Raw genomic sequence first — 19,512 nt, forward strand, 5'->3', positions numbered from 1 at the left:
GATGGAAGAAGAATTTGCCTTATTTAATGCGTGGGTGGATCGCCGATTAGGGATTCCCTTAGCCGCATACAAAGAAAATCAAATGCAGCGCCGCATTCTTACGATCATGGAAAACAGCGGGGCAAAGACGTTGAGGGAATACCAGCAATTGATCGAAGGCGATGAAGGGGTGCGGGCGGCTTTTTTAGCCCATATCACCATTAACGTAACGGAATTTTATCGCAACAAAGAACTGTTTGACGCCTTTGAACGCGTCTTGAAAACCATTGTTCTCCCGAAAACCACTCTGCCCAAAATTTGGAGTGCCGCATGTTCGATTGGGGCAGAGCCCTATACGATCGCGATGCTGCTAGAAAAAAACCAAATTGCCGCAGCCAATGTCTTGGCTACCGATATCGATACGCAAATTTTGGCAAAAGCCAAGCAAGGACTCTATCGAGACCACGAATTGCGGAATGTCTCAGCGGCAGAACGTACCCGTTTTTTTGATGCAAAAGAAAAGAACCAGTTTCAGATCAAACCAGAAATCAAACGGCGGGTTCATTTTAAGCAACACGATCTTTTGAAAGACCCGTACAATGGGCCTTTTGATGTGATCGTTTGCCGTAATGTGACGATTTATTTCAAAAGTGATGCTCGGGATGCCGTCTATCAAAAATTCAGCGATGCATTGGTGCCAGGGGGCATTTTGTTTACGGGAGCGACAGAAACGATCAATTTTGCGGAACAATTCGGTCTCAAGAAAATCGATTCGTTTATCTATCAAAAAGTATAATTTTGTAAAGGAGGGACCCATTTGGATGACAATAGTGTCTATCGTACCCTTTTCTTTGAAGAAACAGACGATCATTTAGCGCAGTTGAATGATCATGTCTTGCAATTGGAAAACGATCCAAAAGATAGCGCCTTGCTGAATGATATTTTCCGTTCTGCCCATACCCTTAAAGGGATGGCGGCAACGATGGGCTATGACGTCATGACGCAGCTGACCCATAAAATGGAAAATATTTTTGAGTTATTTAAAACAGGGACCTTGCAAGTGACCCAGCAATCGATCTCATTGATTTTCAAATGTCTAGATCGTCTGTCAGAACTTGTGGAGGATCTGCGGGAAGAACGTGACCTGCAGCCAGCTCAAATTGCCGATTTATTGGCCGAACTTGACCAAACAGAACATTCTGGCGGCCTACCAACCGAGACAGAAGCAAGTCAAAAACCCACCGCAGTGGGCGCATTAACCCCACAGCTTCAACAGATCGATCCTTCTGATCTGTATGTGATCGAGCAAGCGGCTGGAGATGGCTATCAAGCGGTCCAAATTGCTGTTCGCTTAGATGCCCAATCCATGTTAAAAGGCGCTCGTGCCTTCTTGATCATGGAAAAGCTGGGCCAAGCAGGGGATGTTCTCTATACAGAACCAGATGCCCAAACACTCGAAGAAGGCACCTTTGAATCAGATTTTTCACTGCTGTATTTGACGCAGCAAACACTGGCTGATGTCGAGCAAAACATCGCCAGCAATAGTGAGATCGAAGCCTTCGTGGTGGCACCGTTTGATCCTTCAGCTGCTGTGTTGGAGGAGACAGAAGAGCTGCTTCAACCAGTGCCGACCCCAGAGTCAGAGACTTCTGCTCTTCAGCAAGCGACAACAGAAACGAAAGAAAAATCGCCGGCGCCCGCGCATCATGCGTCCGCCCAAAATCAATCGATCCGAGTCGACTTGAATCGCTTAGATTCATTCTTGGATCTCGTGTCCGAATTGGTGGTCTATCGCAATCAATTAGAAGATGTCAGTGAGCGGGAAAACATCGAAGCAGTCAAAGACCCCTTAGAGCAAGTTTCACGATTGACCTCTGAGCTGCAAGATTTGGTCTTACGGATCCGCATGCAGCAAGTCAATGTCGTCTTTAGTCGCTTTCCGCGAATGGTTCGGGACTTATCCAATGAACTGCAAAAGGAAATGGAACTTGTCATTTTTGGGGAAGAAACGGAATTGGATAAAACAGTGGTTTCTGAGTTGAGTGAACCTCTGGTCCATCTATTGCGTAATTCTGTCGATCACGGCATCGAAGCACCCGATGTTCGGGAAAAACTGGGCAAACCGCGCAAGGGCACGATTCGCTTGGCGGCCTACCAAGAAGGCAATCGCGTGATCATTACTTTAGAGGATGATGGCAAAGGCCTTGATCCGCAAGTAATCAAAGCAAGTGCTGAAAAGAAAGGCTTAGCAACGGAAGGTCTTTCCGATGAAGCGTTGCAGCAGCTGATTTTCCATCCTGGTTTTTCAACGGCGCAAGAAGTGACTAACATTTCTGGGCGCGGTGTCGGGATGGATGCCGTGCAATCGAAGATCACCCAACTAGGGGGCACGATCGAAATGAAGAGCCAGCCAAATAAAGGCACGCAGTTTGTGATCAAATTGCCATTGACTCTGTCGATCATTCAAGCGTTGATGGTTCGCGTCGGAGCAGAAACCTTTGCGATTCCACTAAATCTCGTCGAACGCGTGGTGATGGTCAAAGAAGAAGAGATCATCCAGACGGTCTCGGATGAGGTCTATCGTTTTCAAGAGGAGTTGATTCCCTTGGTTCGGACCGATCAACTCTTAGCGATCGAAGGCGATCCATCTGAGAAAAAATTCGCCATCATCGTCAACAATGACCAGCAATTTCACGGCATTTTGGCAGATGAGCTGATCGGCCAGCAAGAAATCGTCATCAAGAAAATCGATCCATTGCTGCAAAAGCTGAATCGCTATCAAGGGGCAACGATTATGGGCAACGGCTCGATCGCATTGATCCTAGACATTCATGCCATCTGTCAGGAAAAAAAGGATGACCGCCTATGAGTTATACAGCGCTGCAAATCGATGGCCTAAAAGAACTGATCAATATCGGCGGTGGTCACGCTGCGACTAGTTTATCAAAGCTCGTCCAACAACCGATCGATATGCGGGTACCGGAAGTCGAGATTCTAGCGTATGAGGACCTGTATCAGCAGATCATGGCGGAAGACAAAGAAGTTCATGTGGTGATGAGCCAGATCGAAGGGGCGTTTCGAGGGATCTTCTTGTTTGTCTTAACGGATGAATCCGCCGCAAAATTGCGTCAGTTGATGATCCAAGAAATCGATCCGTCTGAAGAATTGAAGCAATCGGTCATCAACGAGTTGACTAACATTCTTACCAATTCTTTTTTGATCGCGATCGGCCAACTATTGGAAACTCAGCTGAGTGCGTCTTTACCAAGCGCCAGCTATGATTTCTTTGGCGCAGCGATCAGCTCCATCTATCTGGCGATGGCCCAGTATGATGAGCAGGTGATGGTGATTCGTAATGAGTTCGTCTACGCCAAAGAAACATTAGAGGCATCGTTATTTTTGATTCCAGAAATCGGTGTACTAGAAAACATATTTGATTCATTAGGAATTTGAAAGGGGCAAATACAATGTCAAAAAAAGTATTGATCGTGGATGATGCGGTATTTATGCGCATGAAATTAAAGGATATTTTAGAAAAAAACGGCTATGAAGTCGTGGGGGAAGCCCAAAATGGCCAAGAGGCTTTTGAAAAATACCAAGCAACGACACCAGACTTAGTGACTATGGATATCACGATGCCAGAAGTGGATGGCTTAGAGGCATTAAAAATGATCCGCACGTTTGATGCGCAGGCCAAAGTCGTAATGTGCAGTGCCATGGGACAACAAGGAATGGTGATGGATGCGATTCGCGCCGGTGCGGTGGACTTTATCGTGAAGCCCTTTGACACGGACCGCGTAATCACTGCCATCGACAAAGCCTTTGCCTAATGCCTAGGAGGATAGCGACATGCAGATGATTCTTTTCAAAATGGCTCAGCAGTACTATTTGATCTCGGCGGACTCGGTGGACGAGGTCATTGATGCCCCTTCTTTTACGAAGGTGCCCTTAGCACCAGAGTGGGTGGAAGGGTTGATCAATCTGCGGGGGTCTGTCGTAACGGTGATTCGTTTGGCAAAATTGATTCCCATCATGGAACCAGCCTACGAAAAAAACATATTGATCATGAAGAAGCAAGAGGAGACCAAAGGGGTCCTCGTAGAAGAAGTAATTGAAGTTCTTGATATCACCGAAGACGATATCCAACTAAGCAATCAAGAGACAGAACATGCCGTTGGGGTCGTGACGATCGGTGAAAAAGTAGCCAGTGTGATTCAAATCGATCACATGATTTTTTAAAAAAATGGGGGATTAGTGTGGATCAGGTATTGACGCAGCAAGAGATTGATTTATTGTTGAATGCGATGAGCAGCGGAGAGATCGATCAAGAAATTATTGAGATAGAAGACAAACAAGCCAAAGTGAAAGCCTACGATTTTCGCCGACCAACAAAGCTGTCGAAAGAATACGTCAATACCCTGCACATGATCTTCGAGGATTTCTCGAAGATGAGCAGCAGCATGCTTTCTACCCAACTGCGGACCAATGTTTCTTTGCAGTTGGCAGCTATCGAACAAGTCAGTTATGACGAATTTATCCATTCGATACCAAAATTTACTTTGTTGGGGCTCTTTCATTCGCAGCCTTTGAGCGGGATCCAAATGATCGAGATGAACCCACAACTGTGTATGATGTTGGTGGAGTTGTTGTGCGGCGGATTGGATGTTTATCAAAACAAGCCGATCGAAATGGATTTTAGCGAGAAAAAAAGTTTTACTGATATTGAAACAGCGATCTTGGAAGAAGTAGTAGCACAATTTGTACGGGTCTACCAAAATGTTTGGAAGGACATCGTTGCCTTGGATTCGGTTTTGGATGGAATCGATACGAATCCGCAATTGATGCAAAACATGTCGCCCAACGAACCCGTCGTGTTAGTGACCTTTACTATCAAAATTTTTGAAGTGAAACATTTTATCAATCTATGTATCCCCTATGTCTTCTTTGAAGGGATCATTGATAAATTAAGTTTCCGCAATTGGTTTGATAGCAATCAGCCAGTCAACCAAGACGATAGCCGCGAGTTGCAAAAAAGTTTGAATGGGGTCGGATTGAATCTAGAAGTTCTGCTGGGCCATGCTCAAATGAGTCTTTCTGAGTTTCTCCACTTAGAAGAAGGCGATGTCATCAAACTAGACAAAAAAATTACTGAACCATTAGAGACCTTCATCGATGGAAAACCTTACTTCCGAGCAAAACCTGGGAAGCAAGAGGACCATTTAGCCATTGAATTATTAGACAAGTTAGAAGAGGAGCAAGAACTATGAGTGAACGTTTATCCCAAGCAGAAATCGATGCATTGTTGAATCAAAGTGCCCCAGCCCAGCCGCAAGGATTAGAAGAGCAAGTCAAAGTCGACATTATCGGCGAAGTTGGCAATATCTCCATGTCGCAAGCGGCGACGACGTTGTCGTCCATTCTTGATCGTCGGGTCAGCATCACGACTCCCCGGGTGTCTAAAATCAAATTTGGTGAGATCTTAAACGACCTCGTTGCACCAAAAGTAGCAACGACAGTTGAATTTAAAGAAGGCCTTTTAGGCAGTAATTTGATGCTGTTAGAAGTCAAAGATGCCATCGTGATCGCTGATTTGATGATGGGGGGAACCGGTGAAACCAGCAACACCCAATTCACGGAATTAGAGCTAAGTGCTGTGGCAGAAGCCATGAACCAAATGATTGGGACTGCCTCGACTTCGATGGCGACGATGATCAGCCGTAAAGTGGATATCTTACCGCCGATCGTCAAACTATGGGAGACACCAGAAAACATTGAGTATAGCGGGATCGAGGCAGAGGAAGAGATTTATTGTATCTCATTTTCTTTGCGCGTCGAAGGTCTGATCGAAAGCAAAATCATGCAGATCTTTACGGATCCGGTGGTTAACGATATCGCCAGTGCGATGCTGTCCGATGAAGCGACTGTCGTTACTCGAGAAACACCAACACCGCAGCCAACGGCACCCGTTGCTGCGCCTACCCCTGAACCGGCGGCTACATCAAAACCCGTTGAAGTCAGCAAACCGGCGTTTCAAACATTGGCCTCTAGCGGGGTGAGCGATGGGGATAATTTGGACTTGATTCTTGATGTGCCACTGGATCTAAGTGTCGTGTTAGGCCGCAGCAAAAAAACCATTAAGGACATTTTATCTTTCAATACAGGGTCCGTCATCGAACTGGAAAAACTGACGGATGAACCGCTAGAGATTTTGTTGAACGGCAAACTGATCGCCACTGGGGAAGTCGTGGTCATCAATGAAAACTTCGGCGTACGGATCACCAACATTCTTTCGCAAAAACAACGCATCCACAATTTGCATTAATTTGAAGAAATCGCAAAAAGTTAAACATATGGGTTTAACTTTTTTGTGATTTGACCGATAGTAGAGGGTAGAAGAATGAGAACGGAGGAGAACCTATGAAAATCGAAAGAGGTTACGCAGAATACAGCGACAAGGCTATCAAATGTGAAGCGGTCAAACAAGAAAAGCCAACTGCTGCTCAGACAGAAAAAACCGTCGATGTTCAATTGTCCGAAACAGCTCAAGCCATTCAAAAGAGTGCCAATCAAACAGCCAGTCGCAGTGAACGAGTGGCAGAATTGAAACGAGCAATCAAAGAAGGCACCTACCAAATATCTGCCGAAACAATCGCCGATAAAATGCTGCAGCAAGATGAAAAGCAGGTCGACTAGATGACAGAACGGGAATTTGAGCGTCAGCTACAGCAGTTCTTGCGGTTGCTGCAAAAAGAAAAGACCTGCTTGATCAAAAATCAAGCAGAAAAATTACCAGAACTCGTCGAGAAAAAAACCGCCTTCGTACCCGTTTTTTCCACGTATGAAGGAACTCTTTCAGTGGCGATCAAAGAACTCATCCGCCAGATCCAAGTGCAGCAAGCCGAGAATCTCCTGCTGACGGAACAAGCCATTAGTTTCCAAACCGTTTTGATGGATGCAGTCAAAGAAAATATCAAGACACCGGCAAATACGTATTCGAAATACCAAGAAAAACAAGCAGTCTCAACAGCGATCATCGATCAAAAAATGTAAGGAGTACTACTATGACAGGACTATTCGGTTCATTAGGCACCGCAACCCGGGGCATGACCGCCAATCAAGCAGCGTTGCAAACCAGCAGCCACAACATTGCAAATACCAATACAGACGGCTACTCAAGACAACGAGTCAACTTGCAAGCCGAAGCGTCTTACCATCTAGCGGGTGTCGGCAGCATCGGTATGGGTGTGAAAGTCGGCAGTGTCGAACGGATCGTCGATGATTTTGTCATTGGACAAGTACGCAATGCCAATTCTACCTATACATATTATGAACAAAAAGCAGACATATTAGGACAGCTGGAAAGTTTAATGAATGAGCCTTCCGACAACGGACTGTCCAAACAGCTGGCAACGATGTTTGATTCTTGGACCGCATTAGCCAACAATCCTGAACTGGATACGTCTAAGACCCTTGTGCTGGAAAACAGCAGTACGTTTGCCGATACCATCAACCAAATGGGCAAACAAATGACGCAGCTGCAAAGCGACACGCTGGATACCATCGAAAAATCCGCGCTGGACTTCAATGAGAAGGTCAAGCAGCTGCAATCCTTGAATGAACAAATCTATGGGTTGACGACAAGTGGTGAAACACCCAATGATCTCTTAGATCGTCGAGACAGTCTGTTGAAAGATCTCTCGGGTCTAGCAGGGATCGAAACCAAGACCGATCAATATGGCCGTGGGTTTGTATCTATGAGCGGACAGACGATTTTAAGTGCGGAGGAACGCAATACCCTTAGTGTGGTGGTGGGACAAAGCGACACAGGCGCCTTAGTTTCCAAAGACGGCAACGCCTTGAATCCTGCCGAAACCATCACGGGGTCTTATCCAGCTGGAACCGTCTTGTTGACGAAAACCACCGACAATGGCGACACCGCCTATACAGAATTGCCGATCAAAGAAGGGGCGATCGGTGGCCTGCAAGCATCATCTAGTGAAATCGGCAGTCGCTTGACGGAATTGAACAACTTTACGACGACGATCGCGCAAGCCATGAACATGGTCTTTACCGGCGGCGCTTCTCGTACAAGCGGACTATTTGAGATCGGCCAAGATGATACCGGCACAGCGACGACGATTCGGGTCAGCCAAGCACTGTTAGATAACCCAAGTCTGGTGACCGGCGGAACGAGCAATGCAGCAGGAGATGGTTCAAGAGCTGCTGCAATGGCCAAACTCAGCAGTGCCAAATTGGATTTCCCGTTGTCAGAAAAGACGATCGCTTCTTTTGATTCTGAGACATTGACGTTTGCTAATGCAGCATCCGGCATGAGTGTCAGCAGTTATTTTAACAGCATCGTCACCAAAAACGGGATCTCAAAACAGCAAGCCGACAATACGGTCAGTGCCCAATTGTCGCTGCTGAATCAACTAGAATACAAAAATCAATCGGTGTCCGGTGTTTCATTAAATGAAGAAATGTCAGATGTGATTCGTTTCCAACAAGGATTTCAGGCCAATGCCCGCATATTATCGGTCGTTTCTGAAATGTTAGACACATTGATCAATCGAACAGGAGTGTAGAACATGCGTATTTCCAATTCAATCACCTACAATGATTTTTTACGAAATCTAGGAACCAACGCCTCCAAAGTCCAATCCACGTTGAATCAGCTATCGAGCTTGAAAGAAGTCAGCAAGTCCTCGGATAATCCACTGCTGGTTTCAAAAATCATGGATCTCAATGTGTCGTTAAATCAAAACAAAACCTACAATAATACGATCAAAGACAGTATTTCTTGGACAAAAGCCCAAGATTCTGCTTTAGAAAGCGTCAGTACCTCGATGCTGCGGATTCGCTCATTGGTTCAATCTTCTGCCAATGCGACAGCCGGCAGTGAGGAATTAGGCGCAAATCGTTCAGAGATCGAGCAAGAGATCGCAGGTATCGTTGAATCATTAAATACCAACTTTGATGGCCGCTATTTATTTAGCGGAACGAATACGACGACGGCGCCTTTTGAGATCGTCAAAGAAAATGACGCCATCGTCGGTATCAAATACAATGGCACCAGTGAAGACTTGCCCCGAGAAATCGCAAACGGGGTCTCGGTGGATCTGTTAGCCAGCGGTGATCGACTGATGAACGAGACGGGCACCGCTACGGATCCCCAAAATTTAAGCACCTACTTCAATGATTTATTGTCTGCGTTGCGCAGTGATGATAAAGATGCCTTAGGGGGCGAGCTTTTAACTGCTCATGACCAGCATGCCACCAATGTAGTGAATGTACGGGCGCAGATCGGCACCCTCTACAATCGCTTGGAGGCGGCAGCTGATCGAAATGAGACGGAAAAGCTGAACTTGACCGAAACACTGTCCAACAAACAAGACGTCGATATTGCGGAAAAGTATATGGAATATCAAAATCAAATGACTGCCTACCGCTCAACATTAGCAATGGGAACAAAGATCATGCAGATGTCCATTCTAGATTATTTAAATTAACCCAAAAAACTTTTGTTCTTTGACGGGAGCAAAAGTTTTTTATTTTTTTTAGAAAAAAGGCTTAACCCTGAACGGTTTCTTCCGATAAATAGTAGCAGAGGGAAACCTTAGCGAATAAAAATTAGGAGGAACTACACATGAGAATCAATACAAACGTTTCAGCATTGAATACTTACTCACGCCTAACGGCAGCAAATGCTTCTAAAAGCAATTCTTTGTCTAAATTATCTTCAGGCTTACGCATCAACAAAGCTGGGGACGACGCAGCTGGCTTAGCAATTTCTGAAAAAATGAAAGGCCAAATCGGCGGTTTGTCACAAGCAAAAAGCAATGCACAAGATGGTATCTCATTGATCCAAACAGCAGAAGGTGCATTAAATGAAACCCACAGCATCTTAGGCCGTATGCGTGACCTTGCGGTTCAAAGTTCAAACGGTACGTTAAGTGATGACGACCGCAGTGCGATCAACAAAGAATACACCGCATTGTCTGATGAAATCGATCGTATCAGCAATACCACTGAATTCAATACAAAAAGCTTGTTAACTGGTGAAGGCGATGATGCGAAATCATTCACTTTCCAAATCGGTGCCAACGCAAACCAAACAATGGGCGTTTCAATCAACAACATGAGCTCATCTGCATTGAAAGTAAAAGGCTTAGATTTAACACAAGCCATTGACACAAGCGATGCCAAAGCTGTTGCTGCAGCAAAAGATAAAGCAGTAGCGACTGCCTTCAAAGCAGATGCTACAACAAAATATGCAGCGGACGGCACAGTTGATGCGGCAGCTGGTAAAACAGTTGCTGAATTACAAACAGCCATCGATACAGCTGCGGATGATACAGCAAAAGCAACAGCTCAAAAAACATACGATGATGCTTTAGCAACATTTACCGCTTCTGATGAAGGCAAAGCAGCAGCGGCAACTGTCAGCGTTGAAAACAACCCAATCACGAAAATCGATGAAGCGATCAAAGCAGTTTCTGCACAACGTGCGGATCTTGGTGCGGCGCAAAACCGTCTAGAACACACAATCAACAACTTAGGTACAACACAAGAAAACCTATCTGAAGCAAACTCACGTATCCGTGACGTTGATATGGCCCAAGAAATGATGAGCTTTACGAAGAGCAACATCCTTTCTCAAGCAGCAACTTCAATGTTGGCACAAGCAAACTCAATGCCTAACAGCGTATTGAGCTTGTTACAAGGATAATTTTTGATCAAGTGAACCACTGACACAAGGACTGCCTAGGGGAAGCGCAGTTCTTGTGTTTTACATAGCAGCACAAAAACGCTTAGAAATGAGGAAGCTCTGATGGATATTCAGCCAATGTCAGGAATACACCCGATCGAAGCCGTTGCGTCGGTCGCTAAAGCACGTCCGATCGAATCCCTAGATCCAGAGACCGCCAACCTTCAGCCGCAACACCAAGAGGGGAAAATGGCGGAGAAAAAGGAACGGACAGTGGTCACTGAACCGCCGATCCACTATTTTTCAGTAGCCGATCAGCACAAGATCGCAGCCTCCGTGGAGGAAGTGAATCAGCGACTACTTGGCAAAGATATGAAATTGGCTTATGAAGTACATGAGCGCACAGGGCGTACGATGGTGCGTTTAGTGGATATGCAGACCAACGAAGTGATCAAAGAGATCCCACCAGCCAACATGCTAGATGTGATTGGAAAAATATGGGATGACATGGGCATTGCGGTCGATCGAAAGGGATGAAACTATGGCAAGTGTAACCAGCAGTTCAGGAATCAGTACAACGCTAGGGAGTTATTCTGGCGTGACTTCAGAAGATATTGAAAAATTATTGGCGGCAGATGCGATCAATAAGACCCGTGCTGAGAATAAAATCACGTCGCTTAAAGCACAAAAAACGGCATGGAGTGATATCAGCACTCGCTTGACTAACTTTTTGTCAAAAGTCGATGCGTTACAAAAAGATGATGCTTATCAAACAAAAAAAGCGACGACCACCAATAGTAGTATCGCTTCAATTGCAGGAACAACGGAAGCCCCAGAAGGCACCTATGATCTAAAAGTCAACCAACTAGCAACAGCCACGAAGGTGACGGGGAGTCAAGTAGCTCAAAGTAGCAAAACGGCCCTAAATGTCAGTGGTCAGCTGTCATTGACCAGTTCGGAAGTCGATGAAGATGGCAAACCGATCACCGCTTCGATCGAGATCACTGCCGAAGACAGCTTAAAAGATGTGGCAGCTAAGATCAATGGCCAAAGCAAGACGACCTTCGTTGCAGCGAGCATCGTGGATAACCGTTTGATTTTAACGAATACGAAAATGGGCGACAAAAACTTCTTGATCGACGGCAATGCCGCCGAAGGATTAGGGATCGGTTCAACTGCGGCTACGACGCAAGGCCAACCGGCTATTTTTGAACTAGACGGCATGGAGATCACCCGCGACAGCAATAGTGTGACGGATGTTATCGATGGTGTCACTCTGACGTTAGCGAAAAAAAGCGAGGAGCATGTGACGCTTTCTTTAGCCAATGATACTTCGAAAGTCGTTGATGCAGTACAAGGATTAGTGGATCAATACAATAGCTTGATGAGTTTTATCGGCGATAATTTGACCGTGGGAGATCCTAGTAGTGAAAACAACAAGACGGGGACCTTGGTGGGAGACAGTGCGTTGACCCGTCTACAGACTCAATTGCGAAATTTGATCACCATTCCAGCCGTCAGCGGATCAAAGCTGACTGCTAATAAGCTAGGCATCTCCACCGTCGATAATGATGGTACATTGGGACTGGATACGACCAAGTTAAAAGAAGCCCTAGCGGAAGATCCCGCTGCTGTGAAGTCCTTCTTTTATGCAAGTACGAAAACCAAAGAAGCCGATGGCACTGCGAGTACGAAAGAGACCGGCTATACATTAGCGCTAAAAGAATTAGCCAACAGCTATGTCGTCAATACTTCAGCCAATAAAGGGATCATTGCCACCAAATCTGCGACCTATGACAGTACCATCAAGGATTTGAACAAACAGATTACACGGTTTGATGCTATTTTAGCAATGAAAAAAGAGCGTTACATCACAATGTTTACCAAATTAGACTCCGTGATGATGGAGGCTGAAAATCAGCTGAGTTACCTAAGCAATCAGTTTGCCAATACGTCAAACTAGGCAGGATAGCCGATTAAAGCAGTCACTTTTTCATTCGCATAAGAAACCCTCGTCAACAAGAAAGGAAACAACCTATGGAGCCACACGTATCATTAGATGAACGTTTGAATCAGATTTTAACTGGTTTTGCCCAATGGCGCGGCGACAGCGAAGAAGCCAGTCGTTTGATGGCAGCCAATGCAGCGGTCATAGCAGCCATGCAAGCAGAAGAACAGAGCCATAGTCCACAAACCAGTGCATTGGCGCAACAAGTGATCCAAGCGTATCAAGCGTTCCTAGACCAGGTCAAAGCCCAGCAGCAAGAGATCAAACAAGAATTGGGGCGTTTGAACCGCAAAAACAATCTTGTCAAAACGTATTTGCAGCAAGAAGACAGTGCCGCCTTCGTCGAATTTGATTTATAGTGAGGAAAAAAAGATGAATTATCAAAAAATGCAAAACAACTATCTGCAGAACCAAGTAATGAGTGCCTCCCCCAACAAACTGATTGAAATGCTGTTGCAAGCAGCCATCAAAAACATCAAATTAGCAGTGATCGCATTGGAAAAAGAAGAGTTGAGCCAAGCCCATCAGCAATTTGTCAAGGCGCAGAATATTTTATTGGAATTACGGGTCTCTTTAGACCGTGAGCAAGGCGGCGCTATTGCTGAAGATCTCGATCAGCTGTATGGCTATATGTACGATCAGCTAGTCAGTGCCAATGTCCAAAAAGAGGCAGCCCCTGCAGAAACGGTCGTCCCGCTTTTAAGCGAACTACTGGAAAGCTGGCAAACGATCACCCAATAAATTTGAGAAAAAGTAAAGAAACGACCACCTAAAACCTAGAAAAGTTTAGTAATTGGTTAAATTTTTACCATGTATCCCTTTTCACTAAGCTTTCTTTTTCCCCTCCTCGTCCCTATCTGGTACTCTTTTTATGAGCGTACCGAAAAGGTGCAAGGAGGTTTTTTTTTGAAACAAAAAATAGTACAAAAGCCGCTTTTCTGGCAAGTGGTGATTCTGATTGCAATGAGTGGTGTTTTTTTATTACCGCAGATCTTAGGCCAAGGCATGATTTTGGGCTCTGATGTGGTCTTTCACTTCAATCGTTTTTATGAGACCAGCCAGCAGATCAAAGAGGGCAATTTTCAATATTTTCTTTCTATCTACGGGTTTCAGCAATCTGCTCGTATCGTCAATGCATTATACGGTCCCTTTTTTGCCTATTTCCAAGGTCTGCTGGTCTTGCTGAGTCCTTCGTGGTTTTCCTACCAACTGCTCGCCAATGGGCTGCTCTATCTGCTAGCAGGGTTTTCGATGTTTGGCTTATTAAAGAAACTACGAGTCAATGGCTGGCTGTCAGTGGGGATGAGCATCCTGTTTATGGCGACCTATTCTGTCCAGTATTGGATTGAGCGGCAGGGCTTTTCTGCTTGGGGAGCAGCCGTGTTACCGCTGTGTCTGATTCCACTGATCGCACTAGGGGAACATAAACGGTTGCGGCCTTTTGCGGTAGGGGTTTCCGTGGCGGTCTTATTTCAAATCCATGTGTTTTCAAGCATCTTGTTAGTGCTCTTATATGTGCCCTTTTTCTTACGCGCCTTTTTTGTTGGAACTTCCGGCGAAGAAAAACGACAATTGGTGCTGCGCTTAGCAGGAGCGATCGGGATTTTCTTGCTGCTGACCGCCAATATTTGGTTAGGGATGTTGGATCTCTATACGAGTAACACGTTGATCGCGCCTTTTGTGAATCGCAACATGCAGAACAATACCATTACTGGAACCAGCAGCTATTGGTGGACGACTCCGTACCTGCTGCCAATCTTATGTGCCTTGTTCTTTTGCGGTGCGATTCGTGTATGGCCTCGTCTATCCGGCGGCTTCAAATTAATGACAGCAGCTGCAGCGGTCTTTTTCGTTTTATCATCGAACGCTATTCCTTGGCAATGGCTAGGCAGTCTGGACAATGGTGTGATCAATTTACTACAATTCCCTTTTCGGTTCTTTGTTCCTGCCACGATTTTGATCTTAGTCGGTTTGTGCCTGCTGGTTCCTTATTATCGGGGCAAGCCATTGGCAAATCCGCGTTGGTTCGTCCTCGTTTTAGTTTTGAGTGTTGGTCAAATCCTGATCCAAAACACGGTCAAAATGCAGGACTGGCACTCCGATGAAGCGGCAGTTTCACTGCGAAACCACACCTATCTCTCGGCGGAATCTGAAGCGCAATTGAAGGAAGCCTATTTTAGTAAAGACAAGTCCTTAGCATTAGCGCTGTATCAACGTTCTACCCCAGATTATCTGCCCCTCTATCAAGAGACCAAGAAGAACAAGTACAATTTGTACGGGGAAGAAATCATTGAAAAAAATGATACCGTGGCAAAAACCGTAGAAAACGGGAAACTTACTTTACGTTGGCAAGGTGATCAAGAGGCGTGGAAGGCGTTACCGATCATCAATTACCGCTATACTGAATTGACCCTCAATCAGCAGCCACTAACTGAGAAAGATGTCTCTTTGAGTGCCATTGGTGCCGTTTCTGTCCAACAGCAAGCAGGGGAGAATGTCTTAGTCGTTGACTATGACGCACCTTGGTTTTTCGACGGAGCTTTATGGCTGACGATCATTTCTTGGATCGCTTTACTCATCGGCTTTATCAGCTGGAAAACAAGACAGCTGTATCGTCGTCGTAAGGTCGTACAAGCTTTATTGAAAGAATCTGAATAAAATGAATCAGAAAAGAACTTCAGCGAGAGGGCTGAAGTTCTTTTTTTGTTGATCAGCAACAGTGTACCTATTTTTTTCCGAGAGAAACAATAATCGTTGCGTGCGCAACGATTATTCCTTATAATAGATAAGACACTTTGAAGAACTAAGAAAGGCAGGAGTGCTCATGGAAGCCATTATCCGCTCAATCAATCATATTGCCCGTCTCGCCACCCTTTATCGGGAAAAAGAACTGAAAAAATTTGGTTTAGGTGGGATGCATCATACCTATATCTTAAACATTTGCCGTCAACCGGGGATCAGTCAAGAAGCCTTAGCCAAGAAGATTTTTGTTAATAAAAGCAATGTTGCCCGTCAACTAGCGATCTTAGAAGAACGAGGATTTGTCACTAGAACCAGCAGTCCCACCGACAAACGACAATTACTGGTTTATCCAACCGAAAAAGCACTTGTTGTCCAACCAAAGATCCAACAGCTGCTTCAAAGCTGGAATGAACAAGTCGTAGCAGGTTTTTCTGCTGCCCAACAGCAGCAGTTGATCGCTGATCTGGAAATCGTCAAAGAAAATTCCCAACGGCTTTTAGCGAAAGTTGAGGCGATGGAATGAATCTTTTGACTCAATATTTAAAACCCTATATCGGCCGCATTTCCCTTGGCGTCAGCATCAAATTCTTCGGGTCATTGATGGACTTGCTATTGCCTTGGATTTTGGCGTATATCATTGATTCTGTGATTCCCACGAAGCAAGTATCAGCGATTTTTGCTTGGGGCGGGGCGATGGTGGTCTGCTCCATCATCGCAGTTGTCACCAATATCATCGCCAATCGGATGGCCTCTAGTGTTGCTCGCGATACCACCGGTAGTATTCGCCATGATTTATTTGAAAAAGTTTCCTATCTGTCGATTCCGCAAGTCGAAGAAGTCGGGATTCCTTCCTTGGTGTCTCGCTTGACGACAGACACTTACAACATCCATCAAACGGTAGGGATGATCCAGCGGATGGGGATTCGTGCCCCGATTCTGTTATTAGGGGGAATCATGATCACTGCTACATTAGATCCCGTTTTGACACTGGTTTTAGTAGGCGTCTTGCCCTTCACTTTAGTGGCGGCAGTCACGATCTCAAAACGGGGGATCCCCTTGTTTGCCTCATTGCAAAAGCAAGTGGATGTGTTGGTGCGGACTGTCCGAGAAAATGTAACTGGGGCTCGGGTGATCAAGGCCTTGTCTAAAGCAGATTACGAGAAAAAGCGCTTTGACCACGTCAATCAAGACGTAGTAGCTGCGGAAACCACTGCTAATCGAACCATGGCTGCGACACCACCTCTGATGGACCTCTTTTTGAATATCGGGTTGACATTGGTGATCGTCGTCAGTGCCTTTCGCGTCAATCAAGGGTTGACCCAACCAGGGGTCATCATTGCCTTTTTGACCTATTTTACGATCATTTTGAATGCCATGCTCAGTATCACTCGCATCTTTGTAATCGTGTCGAAGGGGCTGGCTTCTGCCGATCGGATCCAATCCGTCTTGCGCCTCCCGCAAAATATGCAAGTCATTGAGGCACCTGTCAAAGAAGAGTCGGCGCATATCGTTTTTGAAAAAGTTTCCTTCACTTATCCTAACGGTACCCGGGTGCTGAAAGACATCGATTTCTCCTTGCAGCCGGGAGAAACCTTAGGGATCATCGGTGCGACTGGTAGCGGAAAATCAACGATCGTCAAATTACTGCTGCGGCTCTATGACCCAACGAAGGGTATGATCCGCATCGCTGGTCGCGACATTCGCTCCATTGATCCGACGGAGTTGCATCAGTTATTCGGTGTCGTCTTACAAAAAGACGTGCTTTTTGCGGAAACGATTGAAGAAAATATCGCCTTTGGCCGGCGGTTTTCCAAAGAGCAGATCGAAGAAGCGGCGGCTCGCGCCCAAGCCAAGGAGTTTATCAATCAACTGCCCAAGCGCTTAGCTCATCCACTGCATGCCAAAGGCAGCAATTTAAGCGGCGGTCAAAAGCAGCGGGTCTTGTTATCGCGGGCATTGGCGGGGGGTCCAGAGATTTTGATTTTGGATGATTCTGCCAGTGCGCTGGATTATCGAACCGACGCTCAGTTGCGCAAGGTCCTGAAACAGCAGTTTCAACAGACGACGACGGTCTTGATCGCGCAGCGGATCAGCTCGATCCAGCATGCCGACAAAATTTTGGTACTGGAAAATGGTCAAATGAACGGTTTTGGCAGTCACCAAGAATTACTAGCAGAAAATGCGATCTACCAAGCCATTTATCAAGGTCAGACAGGAGGTGCCGACGATGCCGAAGAAAAAAACGGAAAAACCCAAGGATAGCAAGAAAACACTCCGGCGTTTGTGGGGCTATCTCTACGAGTACAAAGGACTCCTGTTGGCAGCCGCTATTTTAATGATGGTCAGCAACATCTTCGCCTTGGTGGGCCCGTTGCTTTCCGGGTACGCCATTGATGCTATTCAACCGGGTCCCGGCAAGGTCATTTTTGAACGAGTCTTCTTTTATTGTGGGCTGATGCTCCTGTTTTATCTTGCGTCTTCCCTTCTTAGTTATCTGATTTCGCTCATGATGATCCGCTTGAGTCAGCGGGTGGTGGCAGCGATGCGTAAGGCGATTTTTGATAAAATCACCGAACTGCCGGTGGGGTATTTTGACCGGGTCGCCACTGGGGATATCATCAGCCGCATCAGTTATGACGTCGATACCATCAATACGTCATTGGCCAGCGATGCCATTCAAGTCCTCAGCAGTCTTGTGACGATCATTGGTTCGTTTGTGATGATGGTTTTGATTTCGCCGCTGCTGGTGCTGATTTTTGTCGTAACGGTTCCCGCTTCGATCTTTTTGACCCGCTTTTTGATGAGCAAATTTCAACCATTGTTTCGCCGTCGTTCTCGCAAATTAGGCGAACTGAACGGCTTTGTGGAAGAGATTATTTCTGGTCAGCAAACGATCAAGCTGTATAACCAAGAAGAAGCGATCATCAGCCGTTTTGACGAAAAAAACCAAGAAGCGGTGGATGCCTATTACAATGCCGAGTACTACGGCAGTATGACTGGTCCTTCCATCAACTTTATCAACAATCTGTCATTGTCCTTGATCAGTATGTTTGGCGCCTTGCTGTTTTTGTTCGGTCATCTGACATTAGGGAATGTTTCTTCCTTTGTTCTTTACTCCAGAAAATTCTCAGGACCAATCAATGAGTTAGCCAACATCTTCAGCGATTTGCAATCGGCATTGGCGGCGGCAGAACGGATCTTCCGTTTGCTGGATGAAGAACCGGAAGTTTCTGATGTTCCTGGAGCCTACGAATACCACGAGGTGTCTGGTGAGGTCGCCTTTGACCATGTGACCTTCGGCTATCAAGCACAGCAGCCCATCATCAAAGACCTTTCGCTGCAAGTACCAGCTGGCAGCTTGGTCGCGATCGTCGGACCAACCGGAGCCGGGAAAACCACCATCGTGAACCTCTTGATGCGGTTTTATGACCCTGACCAAGGAGCGATTCGGTTAGACGGCAAAAATATCCGCCAAGCGACACGCCGCAGCTTACGGCAAAGCTATGCGATGGTGCTGCAAGACACGTGGCTGTTCACGGGAACGATTTTTGAAAATTTGGCCTACGGCAAGGCGAATGCGACGATGGCAGAAGTCCAAGCTGCTGCACAAGCCGCCCATATCCATGACTTTATTATGAGCCTGCCAAAAGGCTATGATACTTTGATTTCTGAAGACGGGACCGGTATTTCACAAGGGCAAAAACAACTATTGACGATTGCGCGAGCAATGCTGTTAGATGCCGATCTGCTGATTCTTGATGAAGCCACATCAAATGTCGACACGCAAACGGAGCTGCTGATCCAAGCAGCGATGACCAAATTGATGAAAGGCAAAACCTCCTTTGTGATCGCCCATCGCTTGTCCACGATTCGACATGCCGACACGATCCTCGTGGTGGAACAGGGCAATATCGTAGAGCAAGGGACCCACGAAGAGTTAGTAGCCAAAGAGGGGCGTTATGCCTCACTCTATCAGGCACAATTTGACGCATGATCCATAGCTAGTCCGCATCCGTACAAGGAGTAACCCACTGCTTGCACGGATGTTTTTTGCGTGCCATCGGCTTTCTTGGCA

General features: G+C 46.0%; 20 protein-coding genes. All 20 read left to right on the forward strand.

Going from position 1 to position 19,512, the window contains the following annotated elements:
• Position 1: 1 nt before the first annotated feature.
• The 20 genes from CXM95_RS00660 to CXM95_RS00755 all read left to right on the forward strand — a co-directional run bounded on the left by CXM95_RS00660 (position 2) and on the right by CXM95_RS00755 (position 19,431).
• Entirely contained in the window at positions 2-775 is a 774-nt protein-coding gene (locus CXM95_RS00660) for a CheR family methyltransferase (RefSeq protein ID WP_034878173.1), read from the forward strand.
• Positions 776-796: 21 nt separating this feature from the next.
• On the forward strand, positions 797-2,848 hold the full coding sequence (locus CXM95_RS00665) for a chemotaxis protein CheA (RefSeq protein ID WP_101698744.1): 2,052 nt from the start codon (positions 797-799) through the stop codon (positions 2,846-2,848).
• The gene (locus CXM95_RS00670) at positions 2,845-3,432 is read left to right on the forward strand and encodes a chemotaxis protein CheC (protein WP_008376598.1); all 588 of its coding nucleotides are present in this window, start codon (positions 2,845-2,847) and stop codon (positions 3,430-3,432) included. Before CXM95_RS00665 ends, CXM95_RS00670 begins: the two co-directional genes overlap by 4 nt.
• Before the next feature lie 14 nt (positions 3,433-3,446).
• Positions 3,447-3,809, forward strand: coding sequence for a response regulator (locus CXM95_RS00675; protein WP_003129084.1), 363 nt, complete (start codon positions 3,447-3,449; stop codon positions 3,807-3,809).
• Between the two features lie 19 nt (positions 3,810-3,828).
• The gene (locus CXM95_RS00680) at positions 3,829-4,218 is read left to right on the forward strand and encodes a chemotaxis protein CheW (RefSeq protein ID WP_005226635.1); all 390 of its coding nucleotides are present in this window, start codon (positions 3,829-3,831) and stop codon (positions 4,216-4,218) included.
• Between the two features lie 17 nt (positions 4,219-4,235).
• Entirely contained in the window at positions 4,236-5,246 is a 1,011-nt protein-coding gene (fliM, locus tag CXM95_RS00685; protein ID WP_008376586.1) for a flagellar motor switch protein FliM, read from the forward strand.
• Entirely contained in the window at positions 5,243-6,301 is a 1,059-nt protein-coding gene (fliY, locus tag CXM95_RS00690; protein WP_016619538.1) for a flagellar motor switch phosphatase FliY, read from the forward strand. The genes fliM and fliY overlap by 4 nt, the downstream gene beginning before the upstream one ends.
• A 95-nt stretch (positions 6,302-6,396) precedes the next feature.
• Complete coding sequence (flgM, locus tag CXM95_RS00695) at positions 6,397-6,672, forward strand: flagellar biosynthesis anti-sigma factor FlgM (protein WP_101698745.1); 276 nt, start codon at positions 6,397-6,399, stop codon at positions 6,670-6,672.
• A complete protein-coding gene (locus CXM95_RS00700; protein WP_016609029.1) occupies positions 6,673-7,029 on the forward strand; it encodes a hypothetical protein in 357 nt (118 codons plus the stop codon).
• An 11-nt stretch (positions 7,030-7,040) separates the two neighbouring features.
• The gene (gene flgK / locus CXM95_RS00705; protein WP_016619540.1) at positions 7,041-8,564 is read left to right on the forward strand and encodes a flagellar hook-associated protein FlgK; all 1,524 of its coding nucleotides are present in this window, start codon (positions 7,041-7,043) and stop codon (positions 8,562-8,564) included.
• 3 nt (positions 8,565-8,567) lie between these two features.
• Positions 8,568-9,488, forward strand: a complete 921-nt coding sequence (gene flgL, locus CXM95_RS00710) for a flagellar hook-associated protein FlgL (RefSeq protein WP_008376577.1) — start codon at positions 8,568-8,570, stop codon at positions 9,486-9,488.
• 137 nt (positions 9,489-9,625) lie between these two features.
• Positions 9,626-10,708 (forward strand): flagellin N-terminal helical domain-containing protein, encoded by a 1,083-nt coding sequence (locus tag CXM95_RS00715; RefSeq protein WP_008376575.1) that lies wholly within the window; start codon positions 9,626-9,628, stop codon positions 10,706-10,708.
• A 102-nt stretch (positions 10,709-10,810) separates the two neighbouring features.
• Entirely contained in the window at positions 10,811-11,224 is a 414-nt protein-coding gene (locus CXM95_RS00720) for a flagellar protein FlaG (protein ID WP_016611599.1), read from the forward strand.
• Positions 11,225-11,228: 4 nt separating this feature from the next.
• Positions 11,229-12,650 (forward strand): flagellar filament capping protein FliD, encoded by a 1,422-nt coding sequence (fliD, locus tag CXM95_RS00725; protein ID WP_061053564.1) that lies wholly within the window; start codon positions 11,229-11,231, stop codon positions 12,648-12,650.
• Between the two features lie 74 nt (positions 12,651-12,724).
• The gene (locus tag CXM95_RS00730) at positions 12,725-13,054 is read left to right on the forward strand and encodes a hypothetical protein (protein ID WP_081117664.1); all 330 of its coding nucleotides are present in this window, start codon (positions 12,725-12,727) and stop codon (positions 13,052-13,054) included.
• Between the two features lie 13 nt (positions 13,055-13,067).
• On the forward strand, positions 13,068-13,436 hold the full coding sequence (fliS, locus tag CXM95_RS00735; RefSeq protein ID WP_008376567.1) for a flagellar export chaperone FliS: 369 nt from the start codon (positions 13,068-13,070) through the stop codon (positions 13,434-13,436).
• 165 nt (positions 13,437-13,601) lie between these two features.
• Entirely contained in the window at positions 13,602-15,353 is a 1,752-nt protein-coding gene (locus tag CXM95_RS00740; protein WP_008376564.1) for a hypothetical protein, read from the forward strand.
• A gap of 166 nt (positions 15,354-15,519) precedes the next feature.
• A complete protein-coding gene (locus CXM95_RS00745) occupies positions 15,520-15,960 on the forward strand; it encodes a MarR family winged helix-turn-helix transcriptional regulator (protein ID WP_016611594.1) in 441 nt (146 codons plus the stop codon).
• On the forward strand, positions 15,957-17,699 hold the full coding sequence (locus tag CXM95_RS00750) for an ABC transporter ATP-binding protein (RefSeq protein ID WP_101698746.1): 1,743 nt from the start codon (positions 15,957-15,959) through the stop codon (positions 17,697-17,699). The genes CXM95_RS00745 and CXM95_RS00750 overlap by 4 nt, the downstream gene beginning before the upstream one ends.
• Positions 17,665-19,431, forward strand: coding sequence for an ABC transporter ATP-binding protein (locus CXM95_RS00755; RefSeq protein WP_016611591.1), 1,767 nt, complete (start codon positions 17,665-17,667; stop codon positions 19,429-19,431). The genes CXM95_RS00750 and CXM95_RS00755 overlap by 35 nt, the downstream gene beginning before the upstream one ends.
• Positions 19,432-19,512 lie beyond the last annotated feature (81 nt).

The organism is Enterococcus sp. CR-Ec1, from assembly GCF_002850555.1.
GTDB lineage: Bacteria > Bacillota > Bacilli > Lactobacillales > Enterococcaceae > Enterococcus_D > Enterococcus_D entomosocium.